At 50.7% G+C, this 16,515-nt stretch carries 13 protein-coding genes; 6 read left to right on the forward strand and 7 right to left on the reverse strand.

The features are described from left to right. The first annotated feature begins 100 nt into the window (after nt 1-100). Nucleotides 101-1,135 (forward strand): hypothetical protein, encoded by a 1,035-nt coding sequence (locus tag J7E85_RS21725; RefSeq protein WP_215161427.1) that lies wholly within the window; start codon nt 101-103, stop codon nt 1,133-1,135. 111 nt (nt 1,136-1,246) lie between these two features. Here the strand turns inward: J7E85_RS21725 and J7E85_RS21730 are convergent, their stop codons facing one another. The 7 genes from J7E85_RS21730 to J7E85_RS21760 form a co-directional block, all read right to left on the reverse strand. Then, nucleotides 1,247-1,801 (reverse strand): hypothetical protein, encoded by a 555-nt coding sequence (locus J7E85_RS21730; protein ID WP_251035923.1) that lies wholly within the window; start codon nt 1,799-1,801, stop codon nt 1,247-1,249. Nucleotides 1,802-1,933: 132 nt separating this feature from the next. Continuing rightward, nucleotides 1,934-3,523, reverse strand: a complete 1,590-nt coding sequence (locus tag J7E85_RS21735) for a PTS sugar transporter (RefSeq protein WP_098749313.1) — start codon at nt 3,521-3,523, stop codon at nt 1,934-1,936. Nucleotides 3,524-3,675: 152 nt separating this feature from the next. Then, nucleotides 3,676-5,028 carry a hemolysin family protein gene (locus tag J7E85_RS21740; RefSeq protein ID WP_215161428.1) on the reverse strand — a complete coding sequence of 451 codons (1,353 nt, stop codon included), beginning with the start codon at nt 5,026-5,028 and terminating at the stop codon, nt 3,676-3,678. 56 nt (nt 5,029-5,084) lie between these two features. Then, on the reverse strand, nt 5,085-5,336 hold the full coding sequence (locus tag J7E85_RS21745) for a hypothetical protein (RefSeq protein WP_251035924.1): 252 nt from the start codon (nt 5,334-5,336) through the stop codon (nt 5,085-5,087). A gap of 379 nt (nt 5,337-5,715) precedes the next feature. Next, a complete protein-coding gene (locus J7E85_RS21750) occupies nt 5,716-7,575 on the reverse strand; it encodes an LTA synthase family protein (protein ID WP_215161432.1) in 1,860 nt (619 codons plus the stop codon). Between the two features lie 270 nt (nt 7,576-7,845). Further along, nucleotides 7,846-8,535, reverse strand: coding sequence for a CidB/LrgB family autolysis modulator (locus J7E85_RS21755; RefSeq protein ID WP_215161434.1), 690 nt, complete (start codon nt 8,533-8,535; stop codon nt 7,846-7,848). Continuing rightward, nucleotides 8,532-8,903, reverse strand: a complete 372-nt coding sequence (locus J7E85_RS21760; protein ID WP_076323894.1) for a CidA/LrgA family protein — start codon at nt 8,901-8,903, stop codon at nt 8,532-8,534. The genes J7E85_RS21755 and J7E85_RS21760 overlap by 4 nt, the downstream gene beginning before the upstream one ends. Nucleotides 8,904-9,029: 126 nt before the next feature. Between J7E85_RS21760 and cidR the strand changes: the two genes are divergently transcribed. The 5 genes from cidR to J7E85_RS21785 all read left to right on the forward strand — a co-directional run bounded on the left by cidR (nt 9,030) and on the right by J7E85_RS21785 (nt 16,262). Further along, a complete protein-coding gene (gene cidR, locus J7E85_RS21765; protein WP_215161436.1) occupies nt 9,030-9,920 on the forward strand; it encodes a cidABC operon transcriptional activator CidR in 891 nt (296 codons plus the stop codon). A gap of 107 nt (nt 9,921-10,027) precedes the next feature. Next, nucleotides 10,028-11,650: a catalase gene (locus tag J7E85_RS21770; RefSeq protein WP_215161438.1), complete on the forward strand. Its 1,623-nt coding sequence runs from the start codon at nt 10,028-10,030 to the stop codon at nt 11,648-11,650. A 195-nt stretch (nt 11,651-11,845) separates the two neighbouring features. Continuing rightward, nucleotides 11,846-12,889: an oxidoreductase gene (locus J7E85_RS21775; RefSeq protein ID WP_213647096.1), complete on the forward strand. Its 1,044-nt coding sequence runs from the start codon at nt 11,846-11,848 to the stop codon at nt 12,887-12,889. Between the two features lie 142 nt (nt 12,890-13,031). Next, nucleotides 13,032-13,826, forward strand: a complete 795-nt coding sequence (gene pdaA, locus J7E85_RS21780; protein WP_215161440.1) for a delta-lactam-biosynthetic de-N-acetylase — start codon at nt 13,032-13,034, stop codon at nt 13,824-13,826. 147 nt (nt 13,827-13,973) lie between these two features. After that, nucleotides 13,974-16,262 carry an ATP-dependent DNA helicase gene (locus J7E85_RS21785; RefSeq protein WP_215161442.1) on the forward strand — a complete coding sequence of 763 codons (2,289 nt, stop codon included), beginning with the start codon at nt 13,974-13,976 and terminating at the stop codon, nt 16,260-16,262. The last annotated feature ends 253 nt before the right edge of the window (nt 16,263-16,515 follow it).

Raw genomic sequence — 16,515 nt, forward strand, 5'->3', positions numbered from 1 at the left:
TCGAAATTTTTCTTTTACCAAGCTCAACAGCGGTTATAATAGGGTGTGTCAGGATCTGACCATGATTCACAAACCATTTGCATGAAGGACGGATGATAACTTGAAGAAACATCAATGGATTGCCACGCTGCTCTCTCTGATCTGCACCGGGCTCGGGATGTTTTATATCGGGACGCCGGGCATGATTATAGGCGGAACGCTGCTTATAGCGCTTCAGGGAGCAGCTTTGTTTATTTTTTTCATGACATTAGGATTTTTGGGCCTGATTCTGGGTCCGCTCGCCATTGGGATTCATATTATAGGTCTGATTATACCGGTTATTTACTTCAACTACCGATCACCCAAGAAACCGATGTTCGATGAGAAGCGGAGGCGCCAACTCTCCTCTCCGTGGAAAATTGTCGTGCGGACGGTGATCGGACTTGCCCTGTTCGCCGGGTCCATACACGCGGGGTATACTTGGGGATCTGCTCCGTTCATAAAAACGGCCGCCGAGAAACGTGAGGTCCAGGAAGCGACAGAGTCTTATTTGGAACAGAAGTACAACGAACCCTTTAAAGTAATGGACGTGAACTATACCTGGGCCATCGGCACATACAATCTGAGAGCCCATCCGGTGAAGTCCCCTGAGCTGGAATTCACGATTAGCAGCAATGATGCCAGCCCTCCTGCCATCTCGGATGATACATATTTAAATTTGCTTTGGGGACAACAGCTGAGAGACCAGCTGAAACCTCTGCTGGCTGAGCTTTATCCGGACCAGGCGTTTGCGGATGCTTATGTCAACTCGGATTTCGACACGGTTGAGCGTGATTATAACCAACTCGCAAATGCCGACGGAAATGTCAGTCAGAATATCAGTTTAATCGTGTTCGCGGATTTGACGGCAGACAATCTGGCGCAAGAGAAGGAACGGGTGCTGGAGCTGATTCGGCGGCTGCCATCGGTGACGGTACAGGGGGAGACGGACCTTCACATTGAATATTATGGGGCGGATTTGAAGACGCCGGATCGTGTGAAGAAGATCGAGCAGGATTTTGATATGAATGGGAAAGAGAGCACCCATAGTTTCAGAGAGTTTGATATTTCGAAAATCACGTCCGCGGATGACATAGAGATCAGAGAACTGGAATGAAGAATTTGAAGGCTTGGATTGCCTCTATTCGATTAAAAGCCAGGCAGAGTTTGTGACTCTGCCTGGCTTTTTTTAAGTAGTATTCGTTAGAGGAGCAGATGAATGGGAGCTTTAGCGCTTGGACAGATGAATGCTGCGCCCTTTCTGGGTTTGTGTCACGGTCAGCTTCAGATTCAAGGCTGTGGCCATGTCTCGGACAGGTACGTAGAGGGTTTTCTTTATGAAGAGGGGTCCTTCGTACTTACGTTCATCGAGCTTGCAATGGTCCGATTCTTCAGGGCATAGCTTGGCTGGCTTGTAAATGTCGATATCGTTCACGCTCATCTCTTGCGTTGCCCGCCGAACGATCGTATATCCCCACTTGTCGTTGCCCCATATCGATACCGCGGGACTGTTCGCAGCTTTTAAGTCATATTGATGAAAGTTGTCCAACTCCTCCTTCAGCTTATAGGAAATCTCATACCCCATTGCATCGGCTAAGGACTTGAGCGGAACGTACGCTTTGCCTTTGTGAACAAGAACGTCCGTTATGGGCGTGCCTGCCGCCATCACGGAATAGTCTTCCGCATCGTTAGCGGCTGCTTGTTCGCTGTTCCAGATTAGCGAAGCGGCTAGCAGGACACTTGTCAGCGCGAACAGTGATAGGCTTCTGAATTTCACGATCATGATAACCTCCTTCCGTTTTTCGATTGTGTATAGGCATCTAACTAGGAACCTATCTATTATATAAACTCTTTTTGAGACTAAATGGTTAGCTAAAATCCTGCATATTATAATTGACCATGTACTACAAACTCACTACATACTCATAGTGTTCTTCGCATCCCGATAACCGGATAGTTTGTTTACGAAGAACGTAATAAGGAAAGAGCAGAGCATGCTTGCTGCCATGGAGATCAGGAAGCCAATGGTGTTATTTGATGTGATGGGACCGATAAAGGAAGGCACGTAGGCAGTTCCCCGAACGCCGAATAAACCGACGAGCATGCCACCAAGACCTGCGGAAGCAATTGCCCCAGCAAACACAAGTTTGTTCGAAAACATGAAGGGATAGGCAGCTTCAACGAAAGTGCCAAAACCCATATTGATGGCAAACCCGGGAGCCGCTACGGCCGCTTCTCCCTTATCCCGTGGGGCGATAATGTTGGCCAGCGTGATTCCTGCGGACACCATCACCAGACCGACCATATCGACCGCGCCGAGGAAGCTGTTGCTTGTTGTCTCCATCTCCAGCAGTACAATCGGCAGGATGGCCGCATGATAGACGCCGCCAATGATCGCGGGCCAGATCAGCAGGCCTGCAATCAACCCGGCTATGGCCGGGCTCCAGGAGACAAGGGTTTCGATCAGGAAGCGGATGCCTTGCCCTGCACTCAGCGCAATCGGTGCAATGAGGAAGTAAACCAGCAACCCGGCAATCAGACCCGATATACCGCCTGCAACAATGTTGACCGTGGTTGCAGGGAAACGCCACTCCACGCATTGACGGAATATGTAATGGACGATGATACCTGCGCCAATTCCGCCAATGATGCCTCCGATAATGCCCCCTTCGACGGAGAGGACACCTGCCACGATGCCTGCCACGATGGATACCTCGTCCAGTTCGGATACCTGTTTGGCTGCAATGACAGCGACGATGACCGGCAGCGCCTTGATCAATAGATCAAATACCTCGGTCAGCGAGGATAACCCCGGGATCTTGCTGACCGCGAGGATCAGGGCCATGCCGATGAAACCGGGGAGGGATGCCATCATAATGCCGCGAATATTGATGCGCCGCCATGGCGACGAGCTCCCGGAAGCCCCGTGAAGGTTCGCGGTTGCATTTCCGATGACCGGCCGGTACGTAAGCCGCCAATGCTTGCTGAGGGAAGTGACGAAGGTGACCGCACGGGTTCGATTGGTGGTTCCGGTTGTACCCGAGGCGGCGATGACATGCGCGCCTTTGGTTTGTATGATGGCCATGGAAGTTCCGCCAGTACCGGTCACTGGCAGTCGGAACTTGGCAGCAGCCTCAATGGCGTGCCGGTTGCTGCCCTCAGGATCGGCACTCATAACGATGATGCCGTCGATTTCGCCGAGTTCAATCTGCTCTGCAATCTCCCGGTCCAGCCGTTCAGCCGCTTGATTGACCTGCTGTAGCGTACCCTCGGCGATAACGACCGGCTCCCCTTGAGAGATGCTCCAGCTGTAAAGAGTGGCAGGCGTTGTATCCTTGGCTGCATCCATGGAGACCTGGGCAGCAATAAACTGCAGTGCCCCACAGGACAGGCCTGCGCTCTCCAGCTGCATCAATATTTCATCCAGCAGCTTGAGCGGGTCTTTGCCGCCGAGATTGTATAGATTGCCGCCGCTGCTTCCAATGATAGCGATTTGACGATTCATGACTTGCTGCCCCCCATATATATGAAATCAGATTATTTCTATATTACAGCAGAGTTATAACTTGTTAAAGTGCTAAAATGTCATTCCCGCATACAAAAAAGCCGCCATGCATAACCCGGTATTGGCTGCATGGCGGCTTGGCTATCTATGATCTATTCGTTGTTTTCGCTTGCAGCCGCGACGGCAGCTGCTTCTTCCGCTGCTGATTCGGCCGTTTCTTTAACGATTTGCAGCTTCGTGTAGCGGTGAGTCTTCTTCTCGATGATGGTAAACGTCAAGTCACCGTAAATCCATGTATCACCTTTGGCAAGCTCGGAGTTATGTCCGTACAGCCAGCCGCCGATCGTATCCAGGTCATCAGTGCTCAAGTCGGTGTGAAGCAGGTCGTTGATCCGGTTAATGGATACCTTGCCATCGGCAATGATGCGGTTCGGCTCAGGCTGGGTCAGATCGCGTTCTTCATCCTCGTCAAACTCGTCGCGGATCTCGCCGACGATCTCCTCCAGAATATCTTCAATGGTGATCATCCCGGAAGTGCCGCCATATTCATCGATCAGGATGGCCATATGCGTGCCTTCCTGCTGCATTTTCCGCAGCAGCTTCTTGATCGGAATCGCTTCGGATACCGTCATGGCCGGATGAATCAGTTTGGTCAAGTCGATGTTGGAATTGTCATCGAACTCCAGGAAGAACTGCTTGGTGTTTACCATACCGACGATCTGGTCCTTGTCACCGCGTACAACCGGAAAACGGGTGTACTGCTCGCGCTTGATGATTTGCAGATTGGCAGCAAGCGGCTTATCCACATACAGGCAGATCATATCGGTACGAGGTACCATAATCTCCTTGGCAAGCATATCATCAAAAGCAAAAATTCGGCTTACATAACCGTATTCGGCTTGGTTGATCTTTCCGCTCTCATAGCTGTCGCTCAGAATCATGCGGAGTTCTTCTTCCGAGTGAGCTTCTTCGTGCTCACTGGCGGGATGCATGCCGAACAGACGAACGATCTTGTTGGCGGATCCGTTCAGCAACCAGATGAACGGGTACATGATCCGGTTGAACCAGATAATAGGTGTCGCACAGATGAACGACACGGCTTCCGCTTTATTAATAGCAATCGTCTTCGGCGCAAGTTCACCGATAACGACGTGAATATAAGTCACGATAATAAATGCAAGCAAAAATGAGATTAGCGATGCGATAGCAGCAGGAATGGAAAAGCTATCAAACACCGGGTGAAGAATTTTCTCGATGGTCGGTTCCCCGAGCCAACCAAGACCGAGTGCCGTGATGGTAATTCCCAGCTGACACGCAGACAGGTATCCATCCAGATTCGAAGTTACCTTTTTGACGGCAAGCGCGCCTTTACGCCCTTCCATTACCAATTGGTCTACCCGGCTGGGACGAAGTCTTATGATAGCAAATTCCGTCATAACGAAAAAAGCGGTAGCTGCGATAAGCACAGCGACTAAGAATAAATTTAAGCCTATACTGTCATCCAAACAAAACACATCCTTTTTTATCTGATCCGAATTAGTTTTTTAATAACCATCACTTACTATGCATGGCTGTCAACATAATTCGACCGGAATTTTAAAGGGTCTAGCATCATGTGCTTGAGGAGCAGAAACATATCGGTATCCGTAGTACGGGATGTAACGTTATGCAAGGAAAGCAGAGACAAATGGCGTTTCGACTCCAGCATCAACCGAACAGGTTCCGGACTCTTGGGTACCGGCGTTGGCGATGGAAGAGTTCCTTCAGATGCTTCCAATCCCTGCGTAGCGGTAGCGGAATCAGTAATGTCCACCAGGGGAACATGCGTAACGGAAGCAATCAGAAGAAGGCCAAGTGTTGAACATATAATTCTGTTTGTCCTTCGTATGGGGTCCAAGTCGGATCGTCACTCCTACAATTCATAATCGATTTGTTCATGAAAAATATATGGCTTAATGGTCAGCGTATGAGTATGAGTCATTTGAGTTGTTGTACGTAATTTCACCACGAAAGCGGTATTCAAAACAAGGTATATTGCTATTAATAATAAGAAAAAGTAAGCCACTATGTCAAATAACCGTTGCCTTCGGCTGTATAAATCCTTATATATCAAGGATTTCCGGCATTCTCTGCCAAGCAAAAAAGGACAACCCTCCGATTATCCGAAAGAGTTTGTCCTATTAAGCAACGAACTATTTATGGTATGGCAGCTGTCTGATATAGCTGTCCGACAGATGGAGCAGCTGCAGCGAGCGTTCGAATTCTTCCTTGGTAGCTTGGGTCTTCTTCTCGTCCGAGTTCGGAAGCGGATGCTTGGTTCCATCCTCAAAGCCGATTCCCGGAATGTACAGGGTCGTATTGTTGATAAATGTACCGGAAGGAAGGTAGTACCGTTCCGGCAGCAAGTTATTATCAGTGTTGTTTAACAGATCCTGACCGAAATGAAGCTGATTGTCCATCGCTACGCCGAGCAGGTTGGCCACCGTCGGCAGGAGGTCGATCTGCCCGCCGACTTGCTCCTTCACTTCCGGCTTAAGGCCTTCTCCATGGATCATAAGCGGGATATTGATCATATCTCCGGAGTTATAATCACGGCCGTAAATTTCATGCATCAGTTCTTTATCCTTGTTGTCCAAGGAATATATAGGAAGTCCAAGGTGGTCGCCGTAGAGAACAACCAGGCTGTTATCCCACACGCCGTCTTTCTTCAGCTGCTCAATGAATTTACCAAGCGCATCATCGGCGTAATTCTGCGAGCGGATGTAGTCGCCGACAAAGGTGCCTTCATATCGCTCCGGCAGCGTCATCCGATATTTATCTTCGGGAATCGTGAACGGATGGTGAGCCGACATGGAGATGACTTGGGTATAGAACGGTTTATCGGCATCGTCCATCTTTTTCAGCTCGGCCGATGTTTTGGAATATAGGGCATCATCCGAGGCACCGAAGAACAGCTTATCTTCATCACCGAAGAACGCTTTATCGTAATAACGGTTGAACCCGAGGGCCTTGTACAGCTCTCCGCGGTTCCAGAATTCCACCACATTGGTGTGGAAAGTGGCTGTATCATAACCTTCCCCTTGCAGCAACCTCGGCAGGCTGGGTAGAACCCTGTCCGCATAATGCTGCGTTGCCGCTCCCCGCGGCGGAATGTAGAAGGACGTATTCACCACAAACTCGGCATCCGAGGTATTTCCTTGACCGACATTCTGGTAGAAGTTCGGGAAATATAAGCTCTCTTTAGCGAGTTTGTTCAAGTTTGGTGTAATTTCCTTGCCATCAATGTTCAAACCGATCAGGAAATTCTGGAAGGACTCCATCTGGATGATGATCAGATTCTTCCCTTTGGCTACACCCGAGAGTACAGCTTCCTGATCAGTCGCCCCGACACCCTTCAATTCGTTGACTTTATCCTGCGTGATGGCCTTGGCATCTACGAGCTCTTTGTTCTCCTGTTGGAAAATCGTATAGGCCTCATAATTAAGAATGCCCATCTCCTGTGCCTTCACGATTTCGTTCATGCTTGCGCGGTTCGGCATAATCTGGAATAGGCATAGCATTAAAGAGACGACAAAAACAATGGGAATGATTTTGCGCTTTTCTTTTTTGGCATGCCGAATCTTCCATTTTTTGACGCGATCACTGCGCCATAATAGAAAAAACATCCCGATGATATCTGTAAAGATCAGCAGATAGTAAGGGTCCATCAAGGAGAAGACGCTATTGCTTACCGCGGTTACCTGATTGACCTGCTCCAGCGCGTGATACGTAACAATGACACCATAATATTTATAATACATAATGGCCGCAAAGAATATGGCGGTTAGCAATAAGTTAACACTCATATAGGCAGCGAGCTTTCGCTTGGAAGCAAACCATTCGATTAAGCTGAACACAAGCCAAATAAAAGGGATTTCCGTAATGAGCGGTTTCCATGGCATAACATCATCAAAAATGACCATCCAGGCCAGGTAGCTTTTGAGCATCATAATGACAGAGAAAAATATAAAAGGCTTCGTAATCGTTAACCGAAACCGCGAGGTGGAGAACACCTGTATCGCCTTCCTTTCAATGCCGCCGTAACCCTATTTCCGAAAACTCCAGCGGCCATCCGTTATTTAAGAATCGATAGACGTTATTCTTACTGTTGATATACATTCTGTATACCATTTATTTTACAAAATGAATGAACAGAACTAATTATGACCTCTTCGAAGGAGGTTGTCAAAGAGTTAAAGTAAGTCCATAAGCTTCTTATAACAACACGAAAAAGACAACGAAAAAACCGGCCATCGCCGGTTTTGTCAGGGGCTTAGCAAATATTAATAAAGAAAAGACATGATCAGCGGTGCGGTTCCGAGGGTGAAGAGAGCAGCGACGATCATCGAAATGCTGGAGATCGTTCCCGAAAGGGAGCTGAATTCGAATGCCTTGGAGGTGCCGGTTCCATGGGCGCTGGTCCCAAACAGCACACCTCGTGCGATATCGCCCCGAATCCGGAAGATCCGCATGACCGCCGGCCCGATCATGGAGCCTAGAATCCCGGTCATAATAACGAAGACGGCGGTCATGTTCGGCACGCCCCCAATGACCTCGGAGACGTTCATGGCAATGGGTGTTGTTATGGAGCGCGGGACGAGACTGGTGGCCAGCGAGCTGTTCAGGTGCATCCATTTAGCAAGAACTGCAGAGGATAACATGGCCAGTACCGATCCGGTCAGCACACTGAGCATAATTTCGGCCGCATGCTTTTTCAGAGTCTGGAAGTTTTTGTACAAAGGCACGGCAAAAGCGATTGTAGCCGGTCCAAGCAGCTTGCTGATCCACTGCGCTCCTGCATTGTATGATTCATAGGATACCCCTGTTTGTGTCAATATCACAACAATCAGTACCGGGGTGATCAGGAGCGGCGATAAATAGACTTTTGGCAGGCGGCGATACAGTCTTTTGGCCCCCCCATAAATCCCGACCGTCAATAATAAGCCGAGAATGACCGTCAGCAGGATGTTCATGGTGTTTTTCGCTCCTTTCTGGATGAGATGAAGCCGGCAGTCAGTCCAGAGCTGACCATCACAATGACGGTGCTGAACAAAACCACGGCCAGAATCTGGAGTCCTTCGGCCTCCAGCATCGGGAAATATTTCATGATGCCGACCGCTGCAGGGATGAAGAACAGCAGCAATTCGGCGAGCAGCCAATTGGCGCCAAGCTCAATCCACTCCAGGCGGAGGACTTTGGTTTCGAGAAGTATAAACAACACAACGATTCCGAGAATGCTGCCCGGAATCCCTATATTCAGCCAGGCGGCCAGTTGATCCATCCCTAAGGAAAGAAGCATGAAACCGGCCACTTGGAGTGTTCCTTTCAACATGTTGATCATGACCGGACTCCTTAATTTTCATTATTAATGAAATTTTACAACGATAATTTTCATAGGTAAAATGCATATATCGAATGAGATGCATTCCATTTATCTATACATAGAAGAAACCGGAGGGAATATCGGATGGATATACGGCACCTGGAGTATTTTCTTGAGGTAGCGAGGAACCAAAGCTTCACCAAGGCAGCCGAGAAGCTGTATATTACGCAGCCAACGATCAGCAAAACGATTCGCAACATGGAGGATGAGTGGGGCGTAACTTTGTTCTACCGGCAGGGCAAGCGGATTGAGCTGACGGATGCGGGTCATATCATGTATCAGCAGGCGCAGCAGATGGTGGATTCTTTTCAGCGGGTATCAGCCGAGCTGGAGGACCTCATGAACCTGAAGCGCGGCCATCTTCGGATTGGGCTTCCGCCCATGGTAGGCTCAAGCTTTTTCCCTGAGGTGATCGGGCAGTTTCACCGGGAATACCCGAAGATTACCATTCAGCTGATTGAGGATGGCGCCAAGAAGGTCGAAGCGGATGTGGAAAGCGGTCAGACCGATATCGGAGTCGCGGTGCTGCCGGTTAATGAGGATGTATTCCACTATTATTCCTTTGTGAAAGAGAAGCTGAATCTGCTGGTCCATCCGTCGCACCGGCTGGCAGGCAGAGATCATGTACACCTGGATGAGCTAGCCGACGAGGCATTTGTGTTGTTTCGAGAGGATTTTACACTGCATGACCGGATCATCCGCGAATGCGTCAGCGCGGGCTTCGAGCCAAGGGTGGTCTATGAAAGCTCGCAGTGGGATCTCATCAGCGGCATGGTGGCCGCCAATTTGGGCATCGCACTGCTCCCGGAGACGATCTGTAAGGAAATTGATTCTTCGCGGGTGACGATACTGCCGCTGGACAACCCGTCCATTCCCTGGCAGCTCGGGATGATTTGGAGAAAGGACCGGTACCTGTCCTTTGCCGTCAGAGAATGGATCAGCTTTACCCGGGCCCTGTTGGGTGAGCAGGAGTAAGTTTGTTTTAAATTAAGGGGCATTTCATACATTTTCACGCCTTGGACATAATATCCATAGTAAGAGAACCATTTTACATGCCTTATATCCAAGGAGGAATGACATTCGTGAGTGGCCAGGAACATGATGGTAATAATGGAACGAACCCAGGTCGGGAAGGCTTTGACCAGAACCGCGGCGAGACGGAGCGGGAGGATACGCTAACTAATCGTCAGGGACATCCTATTTCGGATAATCAGAATGTGAGAACGGTAGGGAACCGGGGTCCGATGACCCTGGAGAATTATCATTATCTGGAGAAGATCACGCACTTTGACCGGGAACGCATTCCGGAGCGCGTCGTGCATGCACGGGGTGCTGGAGCTCACGGTTACTTCGAAGCATACGGGAAAGTAGGCGATGAGCCTGTTTCGAAGTATACCCGGGCCAAGCTGTTTCAGGTTGAAGGCAAGCGTACACCGGTGTTTGTGCGGTTCTCAACCGTTATCCACGGTTCCGGCTCACCTGAAACGCTTCGGGATCCGCGCGGGTTTGCCGTGAAATTTTACACCGAAGAAGGCAACTGGGATCTGGTTGGCAATAACCTGAAAATATTTTTCATCCGCGATCCGCTCAAATTTCCGGACATGGTTCATGCGTTCAAGCCGGATCCGGTATCCAACGTTCCGGGTCCAGTCGGCATGTTCGACTTTGTATCCCGTTCCCCGGAAGCGACGCATATGATCACGTTTGTTTTCTCTCCTTGGGGCATTCCCGCTAACTACCGTCAAATGCAGGGCTCAGGTGTGAATACATACAAATGGGTCAATGCAGATGGCCATAGTGTGCTGATCAAATACCATTGGGAGCCGCTCAAGCAAGGCATTAAGAACCTCACGCAGGAAGAAGCAAACAAGATCCAGGCCATGAATGACAGCCACGCAACACAGGATTTATATGAGGCCATTGAACGCGGGGATTATCCGGAATGGGAGCTATGCGTTCAGATTATGAGCGATGATGAGCATCCGGAGCTGGAATTCGACCCGCTTGATGCAACCAAGCTGTGGCCGGCAGATCAATTTCCGTTCCTGAAGGTGGGCAAAATGGTGCTGGACCGCAATCCGGAGAACTACTATAACGAAGTGGAGCAAGCGGCCTTTGGCACGGGCGTGCTGGTGGATGGGCTTGATTTCTCGGACGACAAGATGCTCCAAGGTCGCACGTTTTCCTACTCGGATACCCAGCGGCATCGGGTGGGCACCAACTATTTGCAGCTGCCGATCAATGCGCCGAAGAAGCGGGTCGCTACCAACCAGCGCGGCGGGCAGATGTCTTATTACGTGGATAAGGCACCAGGGCAAAGCCCGCATGTAGATTATGAGCCGTCCATGACCGACGGTCTGGTGGAAGCCTCGCAGACAGCGAAGCCGCATCAGCCCCATTATGATGCCAACCTCGTCCGGCAGAAGCTGGACCGTACGTTGGACTTCAAGCAGGCTGGGGATACGTACAGAGCCTTTGAGGATTGGGAGCGGAACGATTTGATTAGCAATCTGGTGGGGGCGCTCATCCAATGTGATATCCGGATTCAAGACAAGATGGTGGAATATTTTACGAATGCGGATGAGGAATATGGACGCCGCGTGCGGGAAGGACTCGAGCAGGCCAGAAAGGGCTCGAACGAGCCCGAACGGGAGCAGGCGGTTGAGGATGCTAACCGCATGGGCCATGAGGCGGATCCTTACTAAAATCTGCTAAGCCGGAAGAGGTCTCCAGATTATTAATTGCAATGGCAATTGAGCAGCCGCCTGCACAGTGATAAATGTGCAGGCGGCTGTATTATTTGAGGTTGTAAAATATTTGCGGAATGTTAAGATGTTGCAAGGAATCAAAGCGATACATATCGAATCAACATAGAACCATGGGAAGAGGAGGCGTGCTTTATGGCAATACAAGCGGGAATCATCGGCTACGGCCTGTCCGGGTCGGTGTTTCATGCACCTATCCTGAGAAGCGTGCCGGATTACATAGTCCACACGGTTGTGTCATCAGATCCGGACAAGGTTTACAAGGATTTGCCTGATACGGCGGTTGTCGATAGTGTGGATGAGCTTTTGTCTAATCCGGATATTGATGTTGTCATCATTACGAGTCCGAATGCAACGCATTACGAATATACCCGGTTAGCCATCGAGGCCGGTAAGCATGTGGTCGTCGAGAAGCCGTTTACCGTAACATCCGCAGAAGCGGACCAGCTGATTGATCTGGCCAAGCAGAAGGGAGTTCTGCTGACGGTATATCACAACCGCCGCTGGGACAATGACTTTCTGACTGTCCGCAACCTGCTGGAGACGGGAGCGCTCGGGAAGCTATCCATTTATCAGTCGCAGTTCAGCCGTTACCGTCCGGAAGTGCAATCGGAGCGGTGGAGGGAACAGGGGATTCCCGGGTCCGGCATCCTGTACGATTTGGGTTCGCATCTGCTTGATCAGGCGCTGTTCCTGTTCGGTCTGCCGGAGACGCTGTGGGCGGATTTGAGAACGGAGCGCAAAGGGTCCAAAACTCATGATTATTTTCATCTAGTGCTGGGTTACAAAACGTTTCGGGTTATTCTGCATTCCGGCTCGCTGGTCCGGCAAGCCGGCCCGAAATTCGAGCTGCACGGGGATAAAGGAAGCTTCCTGAAATATGGAACAGACCCTCAGGAAGGCCAGCTGAAGCAGGGAATGCACCCGGGGGATGCGGGCTGGGGTGAAGACCAGCCGGACCAGTACGGGGAGCTTGCTACTGAGCTGAGCGGACTGGCGGTTCAGGGCGAGATTGAGACGCTGCCGGGACGTTATCAGGCCTTTTATCAGGGTTTGGCTGAAGCGATTCTTAAGGATGGCCCGTTACCCGTTCAGCCTGAAGAAGCCCGTAATGTCATCCGTATGATTGAGTATGCACTGCAAAGTCACCAGAAAGGCCGATTGATCAAGATCACGTGAAACCCTGCCATATGCGGTGACAGGGTCCTCTTTGGCTAGCACATAGTTTGCTCCGATTTGTGGGATATTAGGTGATGCAACCCTTGTACGTCTTTCATGAGGGGAATCAATCCATATCACAACAAAGAAGGAGAGAACGGATATGAAGAAACGTGATATCCTTCGGTCGGCCTTTGCGCTTCTGATGAGCTTGGCGGTGATGCTGTCCATATCGGGAGCGGCTTTGGCAGTAGGAAGCGGTCCGTTTCATTTTGGATTCAAAAAAAGCGTCAATGGCCAACTGCCTTCCATCAATGAGGAGGGTTTTAAGGAGCTTCTGCAAAAATACGGCGCGATCTTCATGGGCGATGCCGAGCAGAAAGAGCTATATCTTACGTTTGATAACGGATACGAGAACGGATATACCTCCCGTATCCTGGATACGCTCAAAGAGAAGAAGGTGCCTGCCACCTTTTTCGTGACCGGACACTACGTAAAGACACAGGAAGATCTGCTGAAGCGGATGACGGCGGAGGGACACATTATCGGCAACCATTCCTGGAATCATCCGGATGTAACCACGATCTCGGCCGAGAAGCTGACCGAGGAACTGGAGCGGGTGAAGAAGGAGGTTATGCGCATAACCGGCCAGCCGGATATGAAATATTTGCGTACGCCGCGCGGCATTTTCGATGAGCGGTCACTGGGGACCAGCAAGCAGCTAGGTTACACTAATGTCTTCTGGTCGCTCGCATATATGGATTGGGACGTAAAGTCCCAGCGCGGTGCGCAGTATGCCTATGATAAGGTAACCGCGCAGCTCCACCCGGGTGCTGTGATCCTGCTGCACTCGATCTCCAAGGACAATACCGAGGCGCTTGGGCGGATCATTGACGAAGCCAGGAACCGGGGGTACGAGTTCAAGAGTTTGGATCAGATGCAGAAGAAAGCCCCGTAAACACTTCTTGCATACAGCGTGCAGAACGCTATCCTGTCAGGATGCTGTCTGCACGCTTTTTGTTGCCGAATGAAGGTAGATGCTTCGCTTTCAGGAACGAATGTTTGGTATAATACCCTTCATAGAACATGAACGAAGGAGACCATCATGCCTCATACTATTCAAATATCCGTCAGGCCGCTGGTGGAATATGTCTTTCGCAGCGGCAGCATTACTTCGGGTTTTCGCACGGCGACATCCCTTACCGAGGGGACCCGTGCGCATCAACAGGTACAGCGCGACTATGGTGAGAACGATCAAAAGGAAGTTCTGCTTGAAGTGGAGATTCCTTACGAGGATCTTCTGTTTGTGGTGGAAGGCCGCTGCGACGGTCTGATTCAAGAGGAAGAGCGGATGATGATTGACGAGATTAAGTCGACCTCCGGCGATTTAGGCGAGATTACGGAGCACACGTATCCGGTTCATTGGGCGCAGGCCCAAATGTATGCCTATATGTACGCGAAGCAGCATGAGTTTCCGAAGATGGCGGTGCGATTAACCTACTTTCAAGTCCCGAGTGGAGAGCGGAAGCAGTTCGTACAAGAATGGAGCTTTGCACAGCTGGAATCCTTCGTATTGGAGGTCGTGGCGGCTTATGCGCCTTATGCCAACCTGCTGCGGGAGCATGGCGAGCGGAGGGATCGAAGCATCCGGGAACTGAAGTTTCCGTTTCCCGCCTACCGCGAGGGGCAGCGAAAGCTGGCCGGAGCCGTTTATAAAAGCATCGGGGAAGGACGGAAATTGTTTGCCAAAGCGCCAACGGGCATAGGGAAAACGATATCCACGCTGTTTCCCTCGGTTAAAGCGATCGGTGAAGGCCTGTTGTCGCGGATTTTTTATCTGACAGCCAAGACGATCACCCGAACGACAGCGGAGGAAGCTATGGCGCGCATGGAGCGTCAAGGACTCTGCATGCATACGGTCACCCTGACGGCGAAGGACAAGATTTGTTTCCGTGAAGCTGAGGGCTGCGGGCAGATGGGCTGCGTGTTCTCGGAGGGCTATTATGACCGGATAAATGGCGCCATACTGGATTTGCTCTCGAATGAAACGTTGATCACGAGGCCCGTTATTGAAGAGTACGCCCGGAAACATACGGTGTGTCCGTTTGAGTTCTCGCTGGATGCCGCGTATGCAGCTGATGCCGTCATCTGCGATTACAACTATGTGTTTGACCCGCGTGTATCCTTTAAGCGGATGCCGGAGGATGTGAAGAAGCGCAGTGTGCTGCTCATTGACGAGGCACACAATCTGGTAGACCGGGCGCGGGGAATGTTCTCGGCCGAGCTGAATAAATCGGCTTTTCTGGAACTGCAACGAGCTTACAAAGAGAGCAATCCCGCGCTTTACAACGCCGCGAAGCGGGTGAATAACCGCTTTAAAGTGCTGCGCAAGGTCAGTGAGGAGGAAGAGCGGATTGTCGGGTCCCAGCAGCCGGAGATGATGGTGGAGCTGCTGGAGGATTTTTCGCTCCAGGCAGAGGCCGAACTGATGACTGGCAAGAGCGGGGATGAGGCCGATGCGCTCCTGGAGTGCTATTTTGCCGTGCAGGGGTATCTGCGCATCTCCAAGCTGTATGACGACCGCTTTGTCACGTATGCGGAGATGAGTCAGAGCGAGGTGTTTCTCAAGCTGTTTTGTCTGGACCCCTCTTATTTGCTCCAGCAAGCGGGAAAAAACTACCGCTCCAGCGTATTTTTCTCGGCAACCCTCATGCCGCTCGGGTATTACCGCGACATGTTGGGAGCAGAGGAAGAGGACTACAGCCTCTCGATTCCCTCTCCTTTCTCTTCCGAGCAATTGGATGTTCGAATTTTGCCGTTATCGACGCGCTTCAAGGATCGGGAGCGCAATAGCGAAGCCATCGTCCGGATGCTGAGTGCACTGGTTCAGGAAAAGCCGGTGAATACCCTGATCTTCCTGCCGTCCTATCCTTACATGCAGGATATTCATGAGGCGTTTGCCAGAATGAACCCGGGAGCGAGTACCTTGCTTCAGGGGCATGGGATGAGTGAGGAGGAGCGGGAGGCATTCCTGAATGCCTTCCAGGCGGATGCGGAGGATCCGCTGATCGGCTTTGCCGTAATGGGCGGTATTTTCTCCGAGGGCATTGATTTGAAGGGAGAACGGCTGTCGAGTGTCGTGGTCATCGGCGTAGGATTGCCGCAGCTATCATTCGAGAATGATATCATCAAGGATTATTTCGATCGTTCCGGCAAACGGGGATACGATTATGCCTACGTGTACCCGGGCATGAACAAAGTACTGCAGGCCGGAGGACGCTTGATCCGCTCAGAGCAGGACAGCGGGACACTGACGCTGGTGGATGACCGCTTTCTAAATCGCCAGTATGGTACGCTGCTGCCGGAGGAGTGGAGGCACTACAGGCGCATCTAATTTTTGCATGAGATGTTGACACCTGGAAATATGACCCCTATAATACGGATATATTAATTTAGCTGAAGGAGGCTGATGTCAAATGGTTATGATGCATAGTGGATGGTTCGCATTGACGTTGGTCTCTTTGGACGGGAAATTCTAATAGTATAGGGGTATGGGGCATGTAACCACACTTGTCTCTAACTCCATACTCAAGAACCCGCAGGAGACCGTGCTTGGTATCCTGCGGGTTTTTTGTGTCTATTTTAAG

The sequence above is a fragment of the Paenibacillus sp. ISL-20 genome (assembly GCF_018613005.1).
Lineage (GTDB): Bacteria > Bacillota > Bacilli > Paenibacillales > Paenibacillaceae > Paenibacillus_AQ.

Excerpts from the sequence above, each read along its gene's own strand:
- J7E85_RS21730 (WP_251035923.1), bottom strand. The coding sequence starts at position 1,801 with ATGATCGTGAAATTCAGAAGCCTATCACTGTTCGCGCTGACAAGTGTC.
- J7E85_RS21735 (WP_098749313.1), bottom strand. The coding sequence starts at position 3,523 with ATGAATCGTCAAATCGCTATCATTGGAAGCAGCGGCGGCAATCTATAC.
- J7E85_RS21755 (WP_215161434.1), bottom strand. The coding sequence starts at position 8,535 with ATGAACATCCTGCTGACGGTCATTCTCGGCTTATTATTGACGGTCGGG.
- J7E85_RS21760 (WP_076323894.1), bottom strand. The coding sequence starts at position 8,903 with ATGATCAACATGTTGAAAGGAACACTCCAAGTGGCCGGTTTCATGCTT.
- cidR (WP_215161436.1), top strand. The coding sequence starts at position 9,030 with ATGGATATACGGCACCTGGAGTATTTTCTTGAGGTAGCGAGGAACCAA.
- J7E85_RS21775 (WP_213647096.1), top strand. The coding sequence starts at position 11,846 with ATGGCAATACAAGCGGGAATCATCGGCTACGGCCTGTCCGGGTCGGTG.
- pdaA (WP_215161440.1), top strand. The coding sequence starts at position 13,032 with ATGAAGAAACGTGATATCCTTCGGTCGGCCTTTGCGCTTCTGATGAGC.
- J7E85_RS21785 (WP_215161442.1), top strand. The coding sequence starts at position 13,974 with ATGCCTCATACTATTCAAATATCCGTCAGGCCGCTGGTGGAATATGTC.